Genomic DNA, 17,098 nt, shown 5'->3' with positions numbered 1-17,098 from the left:
AATACATATCGTCATTTTGCAAAGAATTCCATCAAGCGCCCGGCTATTCGCTCCAGCGGGCGGATTTCCACCGCCGCGTCGATCGCTGCGGCGGCCTTGGGCATGCCGTACACGGCACTGCTGGCCTGGTCCTGGGCGATGGTCAGGAAACCTTGCTGGCGCATCAGCTTCAGGCCCTGGGCACCATCGCGGCCCATGCCCGTGAGTAGCACACCTACGGCATCGCCGCTCCAGTAGCGCGCCACACTTTCGAAGAACACATCGATCGAGGGCCGGTAGATTTCGTTGACCGGTTCGGCAGTGTAGGCCAGCTGGCCGTTTTTCAGCAGGCGGATATGGTGGTTGGTGCCCGCCAGCAACACCTGCCCCGGTTGCGGCGGCTCGCCCTCGCAGGCCAGGCGCACCGGCAGGCCTGCTGCGCTGCTGAGCCATTCGGCCATGCCGGCGGCAAACACCTGGTCGACATGCTGGACCAGCACGATGGCCGCCGGAAATGCAGGGGGCAAGCCCTTGAGCAGCACCTCCAGGGCAGCCGGGCCGCCCGCCGACGAGCCAATGGCTACCAGCCCCCGGCGCTGTGATGCTTCGCGCAAGGGCGTGGCAACCGGGCGCGCGGCCGGGCTGCGCTGCTGGCCGATCAGCCAACTGATGTTGAGGATCTTGCGCAGCAACGGCGCCGCCGCCTCTCGGGCATCGCCCGCCCCCAGGGCCGGGGTATCGACCACATCCAGGGCGCCATGGCCCATGGCCTCGAATACCCGGTGCACGTTCTGTTTGCGGTCGACCGTGACGATCACGATGGCACAGGGGGTTTCGCCCATGATCCGCCGCGTCGCCTCCACCCCATCCATCACCGGCATGATCAGGTCCATGAGGATCAGGTCAGGCAACTGCTCGGCGCAGCGCTGCACCGCCTCGGCGCCGTTGCCCGCCACCCAGATCACCTGGTGCGCAGGCTCGAAGGCCAGCGCCCGGCGTAACACCTCGACCGCCATGGGCATGTCATTGACGATGGCGATCTTCACCCCTGAGCACCTCCGATCAACTCCACCACAGCATCCAGCAACGCATCGTCGTGGAAACTGGCCTTTGCCAAATAGTAGTCGGCGCCAGCATCCAGGCCACGCCGTCGGTCTTCCTCACGGTCCTTGTACGACACCACCATCACCGGCAGCGATTGCAAGCGCTGGTCCCGGCGCACCAGGGTGACCAGCTCGATGCCATCCATGCGCGGCATGTCGATATCGGTGATCAACAAGTCGAAGTCGTCGCCGCGCAACGCGTTCCAGCCGTCCATGCCATCTACCGCCACCGCCACGTCGTAACCGCGGTTGCCCAGCAGCTTGCGCTGCAGCTCGCGCACGGTGAGCGAGTCGTCGACCACCAGAATGCGCTTGCGCGCTGCGCCACGGGCGCCACTGCTGCCGCGCTCGATGCGCTCCAGGCTGCCGGTACTGAGCAGTTTTTCCACCGAGCGCAGCAAGTCTTCGACGTCGATGATCAACACCACCGAGCCGTCGTCGAGCAAGGCACCGGAGGAGATGTCCTGGACCTTGCCCAGGCGCGGGTCGAGGGGCATCACCACCAGCACCCGCTCGCCGATCAAGCGTTCTACGGCAACCCCGTAGAGTTGCTCGCGCTCGCGGATCACCACCACCCGCAGGCTGCGCTCATCGTCCTGCCCTGCCGGGCGGTTGAGCAACTGGCTTGCCGCCACCAGGCCGATGTGTCGCCCTTCGTGCCAGAAGTGCTGGCGCCCTTCGATCTGCACGATCTGTTCGGCGGTCACCTCCAAGGTGCGTTCGATATGCGCCAGCGGGAAGGCATACGCTTCGCCGCCCACCTCCACCACCAGGCTGCGCACCACCGACAGGGTCAGCGGCACCTGCAGGTGGAAGCGGCAGCCCTGCCCCGCCAATTGCGTCAACTCGATCGAGCCGCGCAGCTCGCGGATCATGTGCTGCACGGCATCCAGGCCAACCCCGCGCCCCGACACCTCGGTCACGGTGTCGCGCAGGCTGAAACCGGGCAGGAACAGGAACGTCATCAGCTCCGCCTCGCTCATCCGGGCCACCGTGTCGGCCGGCGACATGGCACGCTCGACGATAGCGCTGCGCAGGCGCTCAAGGTCGATACCGGCGCCATCGTCGATCAGCTCTAGGCTGAGCATGCCGGCCTGGTGCGAGGCGCGCAGGCGAATCACGCCCTCCTGCGCCTTGCCTGCCAGCAGGCGCCGCTCGGGCAGTTCGATGCCGTGGTCGACCGCATTGCGCAGCAGGTGGGTCAGCGGTGCTTCGAGTTTTTCCAGCACATCGCGGTCGACCTGGGTCTTTTCGCCTTCGATGACCAGGCGCACCGGCTTGCCCAGGGAGCGCCCAAGGTCACGGACCATGCGGCTCTGCCCGGCCAGTACGTCAGCGAAAGGCCGCATCCGGCAGGCCAGGGCGGTGTCATAGAGCAATTGTGCGCGCTGGCTGGCCTGCCAGCCGAATTCGTCAAGGTCGGCGGCCTGCTGCTGCAAAATCTGCTGGGTTTCGGCCAACAGGCGCTGGGTCTGGGCCAGGGCTTCGAGCACTTCGCTGCTCTGGCCACTGTCTTCCAGTTGCATGCGCAAGCCATCGAGGGCCTGCATGCCTTGGCCATGCATGCGCTTGAGGCGCTGCAAGGTGGCCAGGTAAGGCTTGAGCCGCTGGGTTTCCACCAGCGACTTGCTGGACAGGTCGAGCAAGCTGTTGAGGCGGTCGGCGGTGACCCGCAGCACCCGCTCTGCGCCTTCGCCAGCGCGTTTGCCAGCCTTGCGCCGTGGCACGGGTTCAAGCTCGAATTCCGCCTCCATGGGCTCCGCCAAGGGCTCGATGGGCGTTGCTCGTACAGACACTGCCGGCAGGGCCGCTGGCATATGCGCTGGCGCGGCGCCTGGGTCCAGCAAGCTGGCCATCTGTGCGAGAAACACCGGCAGCGTCGCTTGCGCGGCGGTGTCGCCTGGCGTGGCGATGCGCATCAACAGGTCGGTACCCTGCAGCAGCGCATCGATATGCTCGGCACCCAGCCGCAAGCGGCCTTCCTGGGCAGCCACCAGGCAATCTTCCATTACATGGGCAACGCTGACGCCAGCGTCTACCCCGACAATGCGCGCGGCCCCCTTCAGGGAGTGGGCCGCGCGCATGCAGGCTTCCAGCTGGTCGGCCTGGGTGGGGTTGCGCTCCAGGGCCATCAGGCCGGCGCTGAGTACCTGGGTCTGCGCCTCGGCCTCCAGGCTGAACAGCTCGAGCAACGATGCGTCGCGCATTTGCTCTGGGGTCATGACAGGCTCCGCTGCACGGCAGACAGTAATTGTTGTTCGTCCAGCACGCGCACGCTGCGGCCACGCCACTGCAGCACCGCTGCGGTGAAGCGCGTGGTGTCCTGGCCGCTGTCCAGCAACGCCGGGTCAAGCCGATGAATGCCGTCGATCTCTTCGACTGCCATCACCACCGGCCCACCTTCGGCGGCCAGGATCAGCATGCGCGGCATCTCGCGGCCGCTGCGCTGTTGCCCGGCAGTCGGTTGCACCCCCAGCAGGTCAGCCAGCGAAAGGCACGGCACCAACGCGCCCCGCACGTTGGCGACGCCTTGCAATACCCGCGACCGCTGGTGCGGTAGCGAGTGCACCGCCTGCAAGGGCGCGATCTCTGCCAGGCAGGCGGTCGCCAGGGCCAGCCATTCTTCGCCGAGCCTGAACAACAGCAGGGAGTGGCCGACAGATTGCTCGGCGGCTTGCGCCGCAACGGCCTGGTCATCCTGCAGCAGGGCGTAACGGTCGAGCAGGCGCGTGGCGGCAGCGGCATAGACGTCGCAGTTGCGGCAATGGATGTGCTGCTCCAGCAGCGGGCACTGTTTGTCACCGTGCACGCCGATGCGGTTCCAGCAGTCGTCGATGCGCTCGTCGGCCTGGGCAAGCAGTTGCATCGCGGATTCCCCCCTCATCGTTCAGACTCCCGACCGACCCGTGCGGCACGCGCCTGCAAACGCTGCGCGCCGGCCAGGTCGCCTTGGGCCGCGAGCAACGCCGCCAGGTGTACCAGGGCCTCGGGGTGCTGCGGTTCGAGGTACAGGGCCTTGCGATAATGGGTAAGCGCTTGGCCGGCATCGCCTTCGGTATCGCTGAGCAACCCCAGCCAGTAGTAAACCTGCGCGGTCGGCGCGAACTGGCTCAAGTAACGCTGGCAAGCGGCGCGCGCCTGCGCACTGGCACCGGCGTTGGCATGCCGGGCAATGCTGGCCAGCAGTTCGGCCTCGCTCTCGCCCTTGCTGTCGTGCGGCAGTGGCGCCTTGGCAGCGGCCACAAGGGGCCGCAACGGCCGCGTCAGTGACGAGGTCGGCGGCGGGTACACGGGCATGGCCAAAGGCGGCAGCGTGCGCCTGGCGGGTGGCGCGCTCGGCGTGGCGACCGGCGCACTGTCGCCCTCCTGGCGCACGTAGGCGAACGACTGCGCAATGCCCAACGGGCGCATCCCCAGCCGCGCCAGCAAGCTGCCTTCGGCAGGCCCGATGAACAGCACGCCCTGCGCGTGAGTCAGGCGCTTGAGCACCTCGAACACGCGCTGCTGCGTGGGCACGTCGAAATAGATCAACAGGTTGCGGCAGAACACGAAATCGTACAGGCCATCGCGGCTGGCCAGTGCCGGATCCAGCACATTGCCTACCTGCAGGCTGACCTGCTGGCGCACCCGGCCTTGCAAGCGGTGGCCGTCATCGAGCGCATCGAAAAAGCGCTCGCGAAAACCCAGGTCGCTGCCGCGAAAGGCATTGCGCCCGTAAACCGCCTGTTCGCCCTTGGCCACCGAAATGGGGCTGATATCGATGCCGTCGATCATGAACGAGCCAGGGCTCATGCCGCCATCCAGCAGCGCCATGGCCAGTGAATAGGGTTCTTCGCCGGTCGAGCACGGCAGACTGAGCAGCCGCACCGGGCGTGCGCCGGCCAGCTGGGCCAGGCGTCTATGGGCAAGCCCGACCAGGGCCGTGAACGATTCGGGGTATCGGAAGAACCAGGTCTCGGGGACGATGACCGCCTCGATCAATGCCTGTTGCTCGTCCGCCGATTGCTGCAGGCGCAGCCAGTAATGGTCCAGGTCTGCCGCGTTCACGGCAACGCAGCGCTGGCGCAAGGCGCGCTCGACCATGGACGCCCCCACCGACTCCACATCCAGGCCGATACGTTCGCGCAGGTAGCGGAAGAAACGCTGTTCAGTCATGTCGGCACTCCTTGCCCTGGTGCACCGCTGTGATCGGCAAACACCAGCTCGCGCACGGCGTCCGTCAGCAGGTCATCGACTTCGATGAGTTGCAACAGGCCCAGGTGGTCCTGGCGCACCGGGCCCAGGTAGGGGGCGTCGGCATTGTCCAGGCCATACGGCTGGAATTCTTCGCGGCGGCAGCGCAAGGTTTCGGTCGCCTGCTCAAGGATCAGCCCGAGTTGCAGGTTGCCCCGGTAACGCACCAGCACCAGACGCGTGCTGGTACGTTGCGCTGCTGCCTGGCCAAAGCTCAGCGCCGACAGGTCGACCACCGGCACCAGCGCGCCGCGGTGCGCGAGAATACCTGCGACCCACGCCGGCGCCTGGGCGATCGGCTTCAGCGGCCGACGCGGCAGCACCTCGACCACCTCGTGCACGTCCAGGGCAAAGCGCTGATCAGCGATACGAAACAGCAGGTACAACGTGCCCTTGGCGTCGCTCGCCCGAGCAGCGTGGGGTTGCAAGTCGTTCATCGCCGTCAGACTTTGAAGCGCGACACGCCGCCGCGCAGGCCTGCGGCCACCTGGCTGAGCTCGTCAATGGCAAAACTGGCCTGGCGCAGCGACTCGACCGTCTGGGTACTGGCATCGCTGAGCTGGGCCAGTGCCTGGTTGATCTGCTCGGCGCCGGTGGCCTGGGCCTGCATGCCTTCGTTGACCATCAACACACGCGGCGCCAGGGCCTGCACCTGATGGATGATCTGGCTGAGCTGCTCGCCCACCTGCTGGACCTCGAACATGCCGCGGCGCACTTCTTCGGAAAACTTGTCCATGCCCATCACCCCGGCCGAGACAGCCGACTGGATCTCGCGCACCATCTGCTCGATGTCGTAGGTGGCCACGGCAGTCTGGTCGGCCAGGCGGCGCACTTCAGTGGCCACCACGGCGAAGCCACGACCGTACTCGCCGGCTTTTTCAGCCTCGATGGCGGCATTGAGCGACAACAGGTTGGTCTGGTCGGCCACCTTGACGATGGTCACCACCATCTGGGTGATATTGCTGGCCTTCTCATTGAGGATGCCGAGCTTGGCATTGACCAGGTCGGCGGCGCCCATCACCTGGTGCATGGTCTCTTCCATGCGGGCCAAGCCTTGCTGGCCGGAGCCGGCCAGGCTCGAAGCCTGATCGGCGGCAGAGGTGACCTCGGTCATGGTGCGTACCAGGTCACGCGAGGTGGCGGCGATTTCCCGCGAGGTGGCGCCGATTTCAGTAGTGGTCGCGGCGGTCTCGGTCGCGGTGGCCTGCTGCTGCTTGGAGGTGGCGGCGATCTCGGTCACCGAGGTGGTCACCTGCACCGATGAACGCTGGGCCTGGGACACCAGGTTGGCCAGCGCCTCGGCCATTTCGTTGAAACCGCTTTCGATCGCGCCGAACTCGTCCTTGCGGTCCAGGCTCAGGCGCATGCTCAGGTCACCCGAGCGCAGCCGGTCGAGGGCGTGGACGATGCGCTGCATGGGCGCACTGATGGCGCGCATCAGCAGCAGCCCGCAGATGCCGGCGGCAACGATTGCCAGCAGCAGCGAAATCATCATGCTGCCCTTGGCCGTGCTTACGGCGCTGACGATGTCGTGGGTAGCGGCTTCGGCCGAGGCCCGGTTGTTCTCGATCACATCGTTCAGGTGCTGGCGGCCATCGACCCAGGTCGGGGTGAGCACCTCGTTGATCAGCCGTTCGGCTTCGACATAATTGCGCTGGCGGTAGGTGTCCAGCACCTGGCCGACGATCTTGATGTAGTTTTCTTCCAGCTGCACGAAGCTATCGAAACGCATCTGGTCGTCGCGGTCCTGAATGGTCTCCTGGTAGCTGGCCATATGTTGCTTGAGGCGATCCTCGAAGCTCTTGAACAGCTCCAGGTCCGCCGACGTGATTTCGCGATGGTTGGACAAACCCACCAGCTGCTGGCTGGTGACGTAGCTGTCGACCCAGGCACTGCGAATCATCGAGCTGTAGTAGACCCCGGGGATGCTGTCGGTGCCCACTGCCTGCTCGGCACTTTCGATCGCCACCAACCGCGAGTAGGCGGCGACGATCATCAGCAGCATGATGGCGATGATCACGGCGAAACTTGCCAGGATCCGTTGGCGCAACGTCCAGTTCTTCACATTCAGCCCTCAGGAATTCACAACGAGCGGGGAAAATCGCCGAAGTATAGCCCAGGCATCCTACGCTTTTGCGGCTGAAATGCGGGGTATTCAGGCATCCTTGCCTGATGGACAAGCCAAGCCGTGTGCTATTGGCCTGCGCCAAGCCGTACCTGGTTCTCCAGTTCCTGGCGCAAGGCTGGGTCCAGGCGCAACTGGCGGGCCAGTTCGTCCAGGTAGGCACGTTCCATGAAATGCTCCTGGTCGACCATCATGACGCTGGCCAGGTACATCTCGGCGGCCATTTCCGGCGTTTGCGCGGCACGCGCCACCTCGGCCGGGTCCAGCGGTTTGTTCAGCTCGGCGTGCAGCCATTGCTGCAGTTCACCGTCCGTGTCCAGGCGGGTGAATTCGCCTTCGATCAAGGCCTGCTCGCGCTCGTCGATATGGCCATCGGACTTGGCCGCTGCCACCAGCGCCCGCAGCACCGCCTGGCTGTGCTGCTCGGCCTGAGCCGGCGGCAGGCGGTCGAGGGTCTGCGGCTCGGGCGCTTGACCTGCCCCCTGCTGGCGCGCCTGCCAGTTGCCATAGGCCTTGTAGGCCAACACCCCGAGTGCAGCGAGGCCACCGTACGTCAGGGCCTTGCCGCCGTATTTGCGGGCCTTCTTGTTACCCAGCAACAGGCCCAGCGCCCCTGCCCCCAAAGCGCCGCCGCCGACACCGGACAACAGGCTGCCGAGGCCGCCGGCGCCCGCGCCTGGCTTGCCTGAGCCCGCTTTGCCGGCCTGGCCGTCGAGCAGTTGCTGGCCAGACTTGAGCAGTTGATCGAGCAGTCCGCGGGTGTTCATTGAAGTGCCTCCAGACGTTGCAAAAGGACAGCCAGATTAAGCCTTGCCCGAGCGATCGCCACGGGGGGATTTGCTTCCGGATGTTGCATTGGCCAGCAAAAAGCCAACTAGACTCGATATCGCCAATACCTCGCACAATCGCACTACGCTTATAACAAGCGTTTCACGGCTTGCTTGATGACTGCCCCGACCAAGATCTCCAATAAGAGGGAACACCATGTCAGCGCACAACACCGCATTGCTCGTCGCCCTGACCGGCGCGTTGCTGGCCAGCGCCAGCCTGCAGGCCGCCGAACCGCTCAAGGCGCTGGGGGCCGGCGAGGGGCGCCTGGATATCGTCGCCTGGCCCGGTTACATCGAGCGCGGTGAAAGCGACAAGGCCTACGATTGGGTCACCGGCTTTGAAAAGGAAACCGGCTGCAAGGTCAGCGTCAAGACGGCCGCCACCTCTGATGAAATGGTCAGCCTGATGACCAAGGGCGGCTACGACCTGGTCACGGCCTCGGGCGATGCGTCGCTGCGGCTGATCGCCGGCAAGCGGGTGCAACCGATCAACACTGCGCTGATCCCCAACTGGAAGAACATCGACCCGCGCCTGCAAAACGGTGGCTGGTACGTGGTCGACAAGCAAGCCTACGGCACCCCATACCAGTGGGGGCCGAATGTGCTGCTGTACAGCACGCAGGTGTTCAAGCAGGCGCCAACCAGCTGGGGGGTGGTTTTCGAGCCACAGGACCTGCCCGATGGCAAGCCGAACAAAGGCCGTGTGCAAGCCTACGACGGGCCGATCTACATCGCCGATGCGGCGCTGTACCTGAAGTCGGCCAAGCCGGAACTGGGTATCCAGGACCCCTACCAACTGAACGAGACCCAGTACAAGGCCGTGCTCGAACTGTTGCGCCAGCAACAGCCGCTGATCCACCGCTACTGGCATGACGCCACGGTGCAGATGAGCGATGTGAAGAACGAAGGCGTGGCCGCCTCCAGCTCCTGGGGCTACATGGTCAACGGCCTGAAAGCAGAGAACCAGCCGGTGGCCTCTACCATACCCAAGGAGGGCGCCACGGGCTGGGCCGACACCACCATGTTGCACAGCGAGGCCAAACACCCCAACTGCGCCTACAAGTGGATGGACTGGTCATTGCAACCGAAGGTGCAGGGTGATGTGGCCGCCTGGTTCGGCTCATTGCCAGCGGTGCCGGCGGCCTGCACCGGCAGCGAACTGCTGGGCGCCGAAGGCTGCAAGACCAATGGTTTCGACAACTTCGACAAGATCGCCTTCTGGAAGACGCCGCAGGCGCAGGGCGGCAAGTTCGTGCCTTATAGCCGCTGGACGCAGGACTACATCGCGATCATGGGCGGGCGCTGAGGTCGATTGAGCCTGTACCGGCCTATTCGCGCTGCAGCCCCGCGAAAGATCCGGTACAGGCAACACAGCAACAACTGAGTACCGGCCATGCCCCTAGCAGTCCAGTTCACCCAGGTTTCCCGCACCTTCGGCGAGGTCAAGGCCGTCGATCAGGTCAGCATCGACATCATGGATGGCGAGTTCTTCTCCATGCTCGGCCCCTCCGGGTCGGGCAAGACCACCTGCCTGCGCCTGATCGCAGGCTTCGAGCAACCCGACAACGGTTCGATTCGCATCCATGGCGTGGAAGCCGCCGGGGTGCCGCCCTACCAACGCGACGTCAATACTGTGTTCCAGGACTATGCGCTGTTCCCGCACATGAACGTGCGCGACAACATCGCCTATGGCCTCAAGGTCAAAGGCGTGGCCAAGGCCGAACGGCATGCCCGCGCCGACGAGGCCCTGGCGATGGTGGCGCTGGCCGGTTACGGTGCGCGCAAACCGGCGCAGCTGTCCGGCGGCCAGCGCCAGCGCGTCGCCCTCGCCCGCGCCCTGGTCAACCGCCCACGGGTGCTGCTGCTCGACGAACCGCTGGGGGCGCTGGACTTGAAGCTGCGCGAACAGATGCAGGGCGAACTGAAAAAGCTGCAGCGCCAGCTGGGCATCACCTTCATCTTCGTCACCCACGACCAGACCGAAGCCCTGTCGATGTCCGACCGCGTGGCGGTGTTCAACCGCGGCCGCATCGAACAGGTCGACACCCCGCGCAACCTGTACATGCAGCCGGCTACTACCTTCGTCGCCGAATTCGTCGGCACCTCGAATGTGGTGCGTGGCGAGCTGGCCGAGCAGCTCAACGGCAGCCCTGCGCCGTTTTCCATCCGCCCCGAGCATATCCGCCTGGGTGAACAGGCCGCCGACAGCCATGAGGTGCAGGTCAGCGGCCTGCTGCACGATGTGCAGTACCAGGGCAGCGCCACCCGCTTCGAACTGCAGTTGGACAGCGGCCAGCTGTTGACGGTGAGCCAGGCCAACGACCGCTGGCAGGCCCACGCGCAAACCTGGCAGGCCGGCCAGCGGGTGCAGGCGCGCTGGCCCCGTGAAGCGATGACGGCACTGCTGGAAACCGTGCTCGACGAGGGCCGCTGAGATGAACGCGCGCCTTGCCAACCCAGGCCCGTTGCGCCGCTTTGCCAACCTGCTGTACCGGCGGCCCAACCTCTACCTGACGCTGCTGCTGATCCCGCCGTTGACCTGGTTCGGGGCGATCTACCTGGGCTCGTTGCTGAACCTGCTGTGGCAAGGCTTCTATACCTTCGACGACTTCACCATGGCGGTGACCCCGGACCTGACCCTGGGCAACTTCGCTGCGCTGTTCAACCCGTCGAACTTCGACATCATCCTGCGCACCCTGGGCATGGCCGTGGCGGTGTCGCTGGCCAGCGCGGTACTGGCCTTCCCCATTGCCTATTACATGGCGCGCTACACCAGCGGCAAAACCAAGGCATTCTTCTACATCGCTGTGATGATGCCGATGTGGGCCAGCTACATCGTCAAGACCTATGCCTGGACCCTGCTGCTGGCCAAGGGCGGCGTGGCCCAGTGGTTCGTCCAGTTGCTGCACCTGGATGGCCTGCTGCAGGCGCTGTTGACGGTGCCGGGCATTGGCGGCAGCACCCTGTCGACATCACACCTGGGGCGTTTCATGGTGTTCGTGTACATCTGGCTGCCGTTCATGATCCTGCCGATCCAGGCCTCGCTGGAGCGCCTGCCGCCGTCGTTGCTGCAGGCCTCGGCAGACCTGGGGGCAAGGCCCGGGCAAACCTTCTGGCAGGTGACCCTGCCGCTGTCGATCCCCGGTATTGCCGCAGGCTCGATCTTCACCTTCTCACTGACCCTGGGCGACTTCATCGTGCCGCAGCTGGTCGGCCCGCCCGGCTACTTCATCGGCAGCATGGTCTACGCCCAGCAAGGGGCGATCGGCAACATGCCGATGGCCGCCGCGTTCACCCTGGTGCCCATCGTGCTGATTGCGCTGTACCTCTCCATCGTCAAGCGCCTGGGGGCATTCGATGCACTCTGAACATGCATCAATGGGTCTGCGCCTGGCGGCCTGGGGCGGGTTGCTGTTCCTGCACTTCCCGATCCTGATCATCGTCCTCTACGCCTTCAACACCGAAGACGCAGCGTTCAGCTTCCCACCCAAGGGGTTCACCCTGAAGTGGTTCACCGTGGCCTTCGCCCGCCCCGACGTGCTCGAAGCCATCAAGCTGTCGCTGCAGGTCGCCTGCCTGGCCACGTTGATCGCCCTGGTGCTCGGCACCCTGGCCTCGGCAGCGCTGTACCGGCGCAGTTTTTTTGGCAAGGAAGGTATTTCGCTGATGCTGATCCTGCCGATTGCCCTGCCTGGCATCATCACCGGTATCGCCCTGCTCTCGGCGTTCAAGCGTCTGGGCATCGAGCCTGGCCTGTTCACCATCGTGGTCGGCCACGCCACCTTCTGTGTAGTGATCGTCTACAACAACGTCATCGCCCGCCTGCGGCGGACCTCGCAAAGCTTGATCGAGGCCTCGATGGACCTTGGCGCAGACGGCTGGCAAACCTTCCGCTACATCATCCTGCCCAACCTCGGCTCGGCGCTGCTGGCAGGCGGCATGCTGGCCTTCGCGTTGTCGTTCGACGAAATCATCGTTACCACCTTCACCGCCGGGCACGAACGCACGCTGCCGATCTGGTTGCTCAACCAGCTCAGCCGCCCACGCGACGTGCCGGTGACCAACGTGGTCGCCATGCTGGTGATGCTGGTGACCATGCTGCCGATACTTGGCGCCTATTACCTGACCCGCGGCGGCGAAAGCGTGGCGGGCAGCGGCAAATGACCCTGGAGAAGTCCATCATGCAAACGCACATGCTGATCAACGGTCGCCTGGTAGCTGGCGACGGGCCGGCCTGGACCGTGCTCAACCCCGCCCTGGGCAGCGCCCTGGCGCAGATCAACGAGGCCACCGAGGCCCAGGTCGACAGCGCCGTGCGTGCCGCCGACCTGGCCTTCGACAGCTGGTCCCAGGCCAGCCCCAAAGACCGTTCCCTGGCCCTGCTGGCGCTGGCTGACACCATCGAGCAGCATGGCGAAGAACTGGCCCGGCTCGAATCGCAGAATTGCGGCAAGCCTTTCAGCGCGGCACTGAATGACGAAATACCGGCGATCGCCGATGTCTTCCGTTTTTTTGCCGGCGCAGCGCGCTGCCTGGGCGGCTCGGCGGCCGGTGAATACCTGCCGGGGCACACATCGATGATCCGCCGCGACCCGCTGGGCGTGGTCGCCTCGATCGCGCCGTGGAACTACCCGCTGATGATGCTGGCCTGGAAGGTCGCACCGGCACTGGCCGCCGGTAACACGGTGGTGATCAAACCGTCCGAACTGACGCCGCTGACCGCGCTGCGCCTGGGCGAACTGGCCCAGGGCCTGCTGCCGCCCGGCGTGCTCAACATTCTCTTCGGCCGCGGCCAGACAGTCGGCACGCCACTGGTTACCCACCCGAAAGTGCGCATGGTGTCACTGACCGGCTCGATCCCTACCGGCGCGCACATCATCAGCGCCACGGCCGACAGCGTGAAGCGCATGCACATGGAGCTGGGCGGCAAAGCGCCGGTGCTGGTGTTCGACGATGCCGACATCGACGCCGCCATCGACGGTATCCGCACGTTCGGCTTCTACAACGCCGGCCAGGACTGCACTGCAGCATGCCGCCTGTATGTGCAGGACGGTATCTACGAGCAGTTCGTGCAGCGCCTGGGCGACGCCGTCGCAAGCCTCAAGCACGGTTTGCAGGATGCCGAGGACACCGAGCTGGGGCCACTGATCAGCGCGCAACACCGCGACAAGGTTGCCGGGCTGGTGCAGCGTGCCATTGCCCAGCCACATATCCGCCTGGTGACCGGCGGCAAGGCGATTGACGGCGACGGCTTCTTTTTCGAGCCGACCGTACTGGCCGATGCCCTGCAGGATGACGAGATCGTGCGCAACGAAGTGTTCGGCCCAGTGGTGTCGGTGACCCGCTTTACCGACGAGGCCCAAGCGCTGGAATGGGCCAATGACTCCAACTATGGCCTGGCATCATCGGTGTGGACCGGCGACACCGGCCGCGCTCATCGCCTGGCGGCGCGGCTGCAGTATGGCTGCACGTGGGTGAATACCCATTTCATGCTGGTCAGCGAAATGCCCCATGGCGGGCAGAAGCATTCGGGTTATGGGAAGGATATGTCGGTGTATGGGCTGGAGGACTACACCTGCGTACGGCATGTGATGATCAAGCATTGAGACCACTGCGGCGTTAGCAGGAGCCTGTGGGAGAGGGCTTGCTCCGCGAAGCAAGCACCGCGAAGGATGGCACGGGCTTCGCCCGTGTTCGCGGTGCAAGCCCGCTCCCACGGGGGTCATTATCAGTCCCGTAAATCCGACTCATGGATCGGGTTGGCCCGGCTGGTAGCCCGTTGATACTGCGCCGGCCAGGTGGCCTTGTTGCCCCCCAGGTCATCATCGGCATGCAGCGGCCAATAGGGGTCACGCAACAATTCGCGCGCCAGGAAGATGACATCGGCCTGCCCGGTGCGCAGGATGTGCTCGGCCTGCGCCGGTTCGGTGATCATGCCCACCGTGCCAGTGGCAATCTCCGACTCCTTGCGCACACGCTCGGCAAAGCGGGTCTGGTAGCCAGGCCCCGTGGGGATCTCGGCGTTGACCGACGTGCCGCCGGAGGAGACATCGATCAGGTCCACCCCCAGCGCCCGCAGACGACGGGCCAGCTCTACGGTTTCGTCCGGGTTCCAGCCGTCTTCGACCCAGTCGGTCGCTGATACCCGCACGAACACGGGCAGCTCGGCAGGCCAGACGTCCCTCACCGCCTGGGTGACTTCGAGGGTCAGGCGGATACGGTTTTCAAAGCAACTGCCATAGTCGTCACGCCGCTGGTTGCTCAGCGGCGAGAGAAACTGATGCAGCAGGTAGCCATGCGCCGCATGCACCTCGACCACCTTGAACCCCGCTGTCAGGGCGCGCCGGGCGGCGTCGGCGAACGCCTGCACGATGCCGGCGATCTCCCCTGTCGACAGCTCGTGAGGCACAGCATGTTCAGGGTCGAAGGCGATCTTCGACGGCCCGACCGGCTGCCAGCCGCCCTCTTCGACCTTTACGCTGCCATGCTTGCCCAACCAGGGCCGGTGGGTGCTGGCCTTGCGCCCGGCGTGGGCCAGTTGCAGGCCTGGCACGGCGCCCTGGGCGGTGATGAAGCGGGTGATGCGCTGCAGCGGGGCAATCTGCTCGTCATTCCACAGGCCGAGGTCTTCGGCGGTGATACGTCCGTCAGGGGTAACCGCTGTAGCTTCGGCAATGATCAGGCCGGCGCCACCGACGGCGCGGCTGCCCAGGTGGACAAGATGCCAGTCGTTGGCCAGGCCATCGACGGCGGAATACTGGCACATCGGCGAGACCGCGATGCGGTTGGGCAGCGTCAGCTGACGCAGGGTGTAAGGCTCGAGCAGCAAGCTCATGAGGGCACCTCCCAAGGACTCCAATGGTGATCCGGCCCGGGCACTCAATTACACGTCCGTGGCCCGGGTCCGGTCTATGTTCAGACTAGACCAGATTGGGTGGGGGGGAGGTTCCGTGGAATTTGCTGTGAGGTGACTGAGGCATGGCTTTGGAGGGTATGTGAGGCGGCAAGGTGCAGGGCGACAGCTTTGCAGCGCCTATGAGATCGAGCGCCGCGCGGGCGGCGCTCGATTTCCGCTACCCCACAACAATCAAGGCAAGCACCTTGCCGTCAACGCGGCTCCATGTGGGCAATCATCAGTTGCACACTTTCATTGCCACGAAACTCGTTCACATCCAGCTTGTACGCCAGCTCCACCCAGCGCACCGTCGGGTTCGGCCACACCTCGCGGTCGACGCCGAAGGCAATGCCATCCAGCCGCACCGAACCGCACTCGCTCTTGAGCACCACCTTCAGGTGCCGCTCACCCACCACACGCTGCTCGACCAGCTGGAACACACCATGGAACAGCGGCTCCGGGAAGTGCTGCCCCCAGGGCCCGGCATGGCGCAAAGCCTTGGCCAGGTCGAGGTGGAATTCCTCCACCGCCAGGCTGCCATCTGACAGTAACCGGCCAGTCAGGTCCTCTTCGCACAGCTGGCGCCGCACTTCTTCGTCGAACGCCTCAGCAAAGGCCGGGAAGTTGCCCTCAGGCAGCGACAACCCCGCCGCCATGGCATGGCCGCCGAACTTGCTGATCAGTTGCGGATGACGCGCCGCGACCGCATCCAGCGCATCGCGAATATGAAAACCGGGTACCGAGCGCGCCGAACCCTTGAGCATGCCGTCGCCAGCATCGGCAAAGGCGATGGTCGGCCGGTGATAGCGCTCCTTCAGGCGCGAAGCGAGAATCCCGATCACGCCCTGGTGCCAGTCGGCATCGAACAGGCACAGGCCATACGGCATGGACTCGACCGGCAAATCCTTCAGTTGGGCCAGCGCCTCACGCTGCATGCCTTGCTCGATGGACTTGCGGTCCTGGTTGAGGTCGTCCAGCTGCTGGGCCATGTCCTGGGCCAAGGCCGCGTCTTCGCACAGCAGGCACTCGATGCCCAGGCTCATGTCGTCCAGGCGCCCGGCCGCGTTCAAACGCGGGCCAAGGATGAACCCCAGGTCAGTCGAAGTGATGCGCCGGTGGTCACGGCGGGCCACTTCCAGAATCGCCTTGAGCCCCGGCCGTGCGCGGCCGGCACGAATGCGCTCGAGGCCCTGGTGCACCAGAATGCGGTTGTTGGCGTCCAGCGGCACCACGTCGGCGACACTGCCCAGCGCCACCAGGTCGAGCAGCTCGCCGATGTTCGGCTGTGCTTGGTTCTGGTAGCGCCCCAGGCTGCGCAGGCGTGCGCGCAAGGCCATGAGCACATAGAAGATTACCCCGACCCCGGCCAACGACTTGCTCGGGAAGTCGCAGCCCGGCTGGTTCGGGTTGATGATCGCATCGGCGTCGGGCAACTGCTCGCCCGGCAAGTGGTGATCGGTGACCAGCACCTTGAGCCCCGCTGCCTTGGCTGCCGCCACGCCGTCGACACTGGAGATACCGTTGTCGACAGTGATCAGCAATTGCGGTTGGCGCTGCAGCGCGACCTCAACGATCTCCGGGGTCAGGCCATAGCCGAATTCGAAGCGGTTGGGCACCAGGTAGTCGACGTGGGCCGCGCCCAACAAGCGCAGGCCCAGCACACCCACGGTACTGGCGGTGGCGCCGTCGGCATCGAAGTCGCCAACGATGAGGATGCGCTGGCGCTGGTCGAGCGCTTCGACCAGCAGGTCTACCCCCGCCTCGATGCCTTTGAGCTGCTGGTACGGCAGCAGCCGCGCCAGGCTCTTGTCCAGCTCGGCCTCGCTCTGCACGCCGCGGGCGGCATACAGGCGAGTCAGCAAGGGTGGCAGGTTACCCAGAAATGGCAGGGTCGACGGCAGGGGGCGAGGTTCGATACGCATAAGGGCTTCGG

14 protein-coding genes are annotated in these 17,098 nt (G+C 65.2%); 5 read left to right on the top strand and 9 right to left on the bottom strand.

Annotation, left to right across the window (positions count from 1 at the left end):
• Window positions 1-11: 11 nt before the first annotated feature.
• The 7 genes from wspF to CKW22_RS10220 all read right to left on the bottom strand — a co-directional run bounded on the left by wspF (window position 12) and on the right by CKW22_RS10220 (window position 8,207).
• Entirely contained in the window at window positions 12-1,025 is a 1,014-nt protein-coding gene (wspF, locus tag CKW22_RS10250; protein WP_047581556.1) for a Wsp signal transduction system protein-glutamate methylesterase WspF, read from the bottom strand.
• Window positions 1,022-3,304 carry a hybrid sensor histidine kinase/response regulator gene (locus CKW22_RS10245; RefSeq protein ID WP_047581551.1) on the bottom strand — a complete coding sequence of 761 codons (2,283 nt, stop codon included), beginning with the start codon at window positions 3,302-3,304 and terminating at the stop codon, window positions 1,022-1,024. Before CKW22_RS10245 ends, wspF begins: the two co-directional genes overlap by 4 nt.
• Window positions 3,301-3,966, bottom strand: a complete 666-nt coding sequence (locus tag CKW22_RS10240; protein ID WP_095064079.1) for a chemotaxis protein CheW — start codon at window positions 3,964-3,966, stop codon at window positions 3,301-3,303. The genes CKW22_RS10245 and CKW22_RS10240 overlap by 4 nt, the downstream gene beginning before the upstream one ends.
• On the bottom strand, window positions 3,963-5,237 hold the full coding sequence (locus tag CKW22_RS10235) for a CheR family methyltransferase (protein WP_095064078.1): 1,275 nt from the start codon (window positions 5,235-5,237) through the stop codon (window positions 3,963-3,965). The genes CKW22_RS10240 and CKW22_RS10235 overlap by 4 nt, the downstream gene beginning before the upstream one ends.
• Entirely contained in the window at window positions 5,234-5,752 is a 519-nt protein-coding gene (locus tag CKW22_RS10230) for a chemotaxis protein CheW (protein WP_047581546.1), read from the bottom strand. The genes CKW22_RS10235 and CKW22_RS10230 overlap by 4 nt, the downstream gene beginning before the upstream one ends.
• Window positions 5,753-5,757: 5 nt before the next feature.
• Window positions 5,758-7,380 carry a methyl-accepting chemotaxis protein gene (locus CKW22_RS10225; RefSeq protein ID WP_033700935.1) on the bottom strand — a complete coding sequence of 541 codons (1,623 nt, stop codon included), beginning with the start codon at window positions 7,378-7,380 and terminating at the stop codon, window positions 5,758-5,760.
• 128 nt (window positions 7,381-7,508) lie between these two features.
• On the bottom strand, window positions 7,509-8,207 hold the full coding sequence (locus CKW22_RS10220; RefSeq protein WP_095064077.1) for a tellurite resistance TerB family protein: 699 nt from the start codon (window positions 8,205-8,207) through the stop codon (window positions 7,509-7,511).
• Window positions 8,208-8,424: 217 nt separating this feature from the next.
• Between CKW22_RS10220 and ydcS the strand changes: the two genes are divergently transcribed.
• The 5 genes from ydcS (at window position 8,425) to CKW22_RS10195 (ending at window position 13,876) form a co-directional block, all read left to right on the top strand.
• Window positions 8,425-9,576: a putative ABC transporter substrate-binding protein YdcS gene (gene ydcS / locus CKW22_RS10215; protein ID WP_095064076.1), complete on the top strand. Its 1,152-nt coding sequence runs from the start codon at window positions 8,425-8,427 to the stop codon at window positions 9,574-9,576.
• An 87-nt stretch (window positions 9,577-9,663) separates the two neighbouring features.
• Window positions 9,664-10,704: an ABC transporter ATP-binding protein gene (locus CKW22_RS10210; RefSeq protein WP_033700938.1), complete on the top strand. Its 1,041-nt coding sequence runs from the start codon at window positions 9,664-9,666 to the stop codon at window positions 10,702-10,704.
• A gap of 1 nt (window position 10,705) precedes the next feature.
• On the top strand, window positions 10,706-11,638 hold the full coding sequence (locus tag CKW22_RS10205; protein WP_095064075.1) for an ABC transporter permease: 933 nt from the start codon (window positions 10,706-10,708) through the stop codon (window positions 11,636-11,638).
• Window positions 11,628-12,434: an ABC transporter permease gene (locus CKW22_RS10200; protein ID WP_033700942.1), complete on the top strand. Its 807-nt coding sequence runs from the start codon at window positions 11,628-11,630 to the stop codon at window positions 12,432-12,434. Before CKW22_RS10205 ends, CKW22_RS10200 begins: the two co-directional genes overlap by 11 nt.
• Before the next feature lie 17 nt (window positions 12,435-12,451).
• Complete coding sequence (locus CKW22_RS10195; protein ID WP_047581539.1) at window positions 12,452-13,876, top strand: gamma-aminobutyraldehyde dehydrogenase; 1,425 nt, start codon at window positions 12,452-12,454, stop codon at window positions 13,874-13,876.
• Window positions 13,877-13,998: 122 nt separating this feature from the next.
• Here the strand turns inward: CKW22_RS10195 and CKW22_RS10190 are convergent, their stop codons facing one another.
• Both CKW22_RS10190 and recJ read right to left on the bottom strand, forming a co-directional pair.
• Window positions 13,999-15,105: an NADH:flavin oxidoreductase/NADH oxidase gene (locus tag CKW22_RS10190; RefSeq protein ID WP_047581537.1), complete on the bottom strand. Its 1,107-nt coding sequence runs from the start codon at window positions 15,103-15,105 to the stop codon at window positions 13,999-14,001.
• Between the two features lie 272 nt (window positions 15,106-15,377).
• Window positions 15,378-17,087: a single-stranded-DNA-specific exonuclease RecJ gene (recJ, locus tag CKW22_RS10185; protein ID WP_033700945.1), complete on the bottom strand. Its 1,710-nt coding sequence runs from the start codon at window positions 17,085-17,087 to the stop codon at window positions 15,378-15,380.
• Window positions 17,088-17,098 lie beyond the last annotated feature (11 nt).

The organism is Pseudomonas sp. Irchel s3f19 (assembly GCF_900187555.1).
Taxonomy (GTDB): Bacteria; Pseudomonadota; Gammaproteobacteria; order Pseudomonadales; family Pseudomonadaceae; genus Aquipseudomonas; species Aquipseudomonas capeferrum.
Note: the sequence above shows the minus strand (reverse complement) of the source record. Positions and strands in the feature narration are given on the sequence as shown.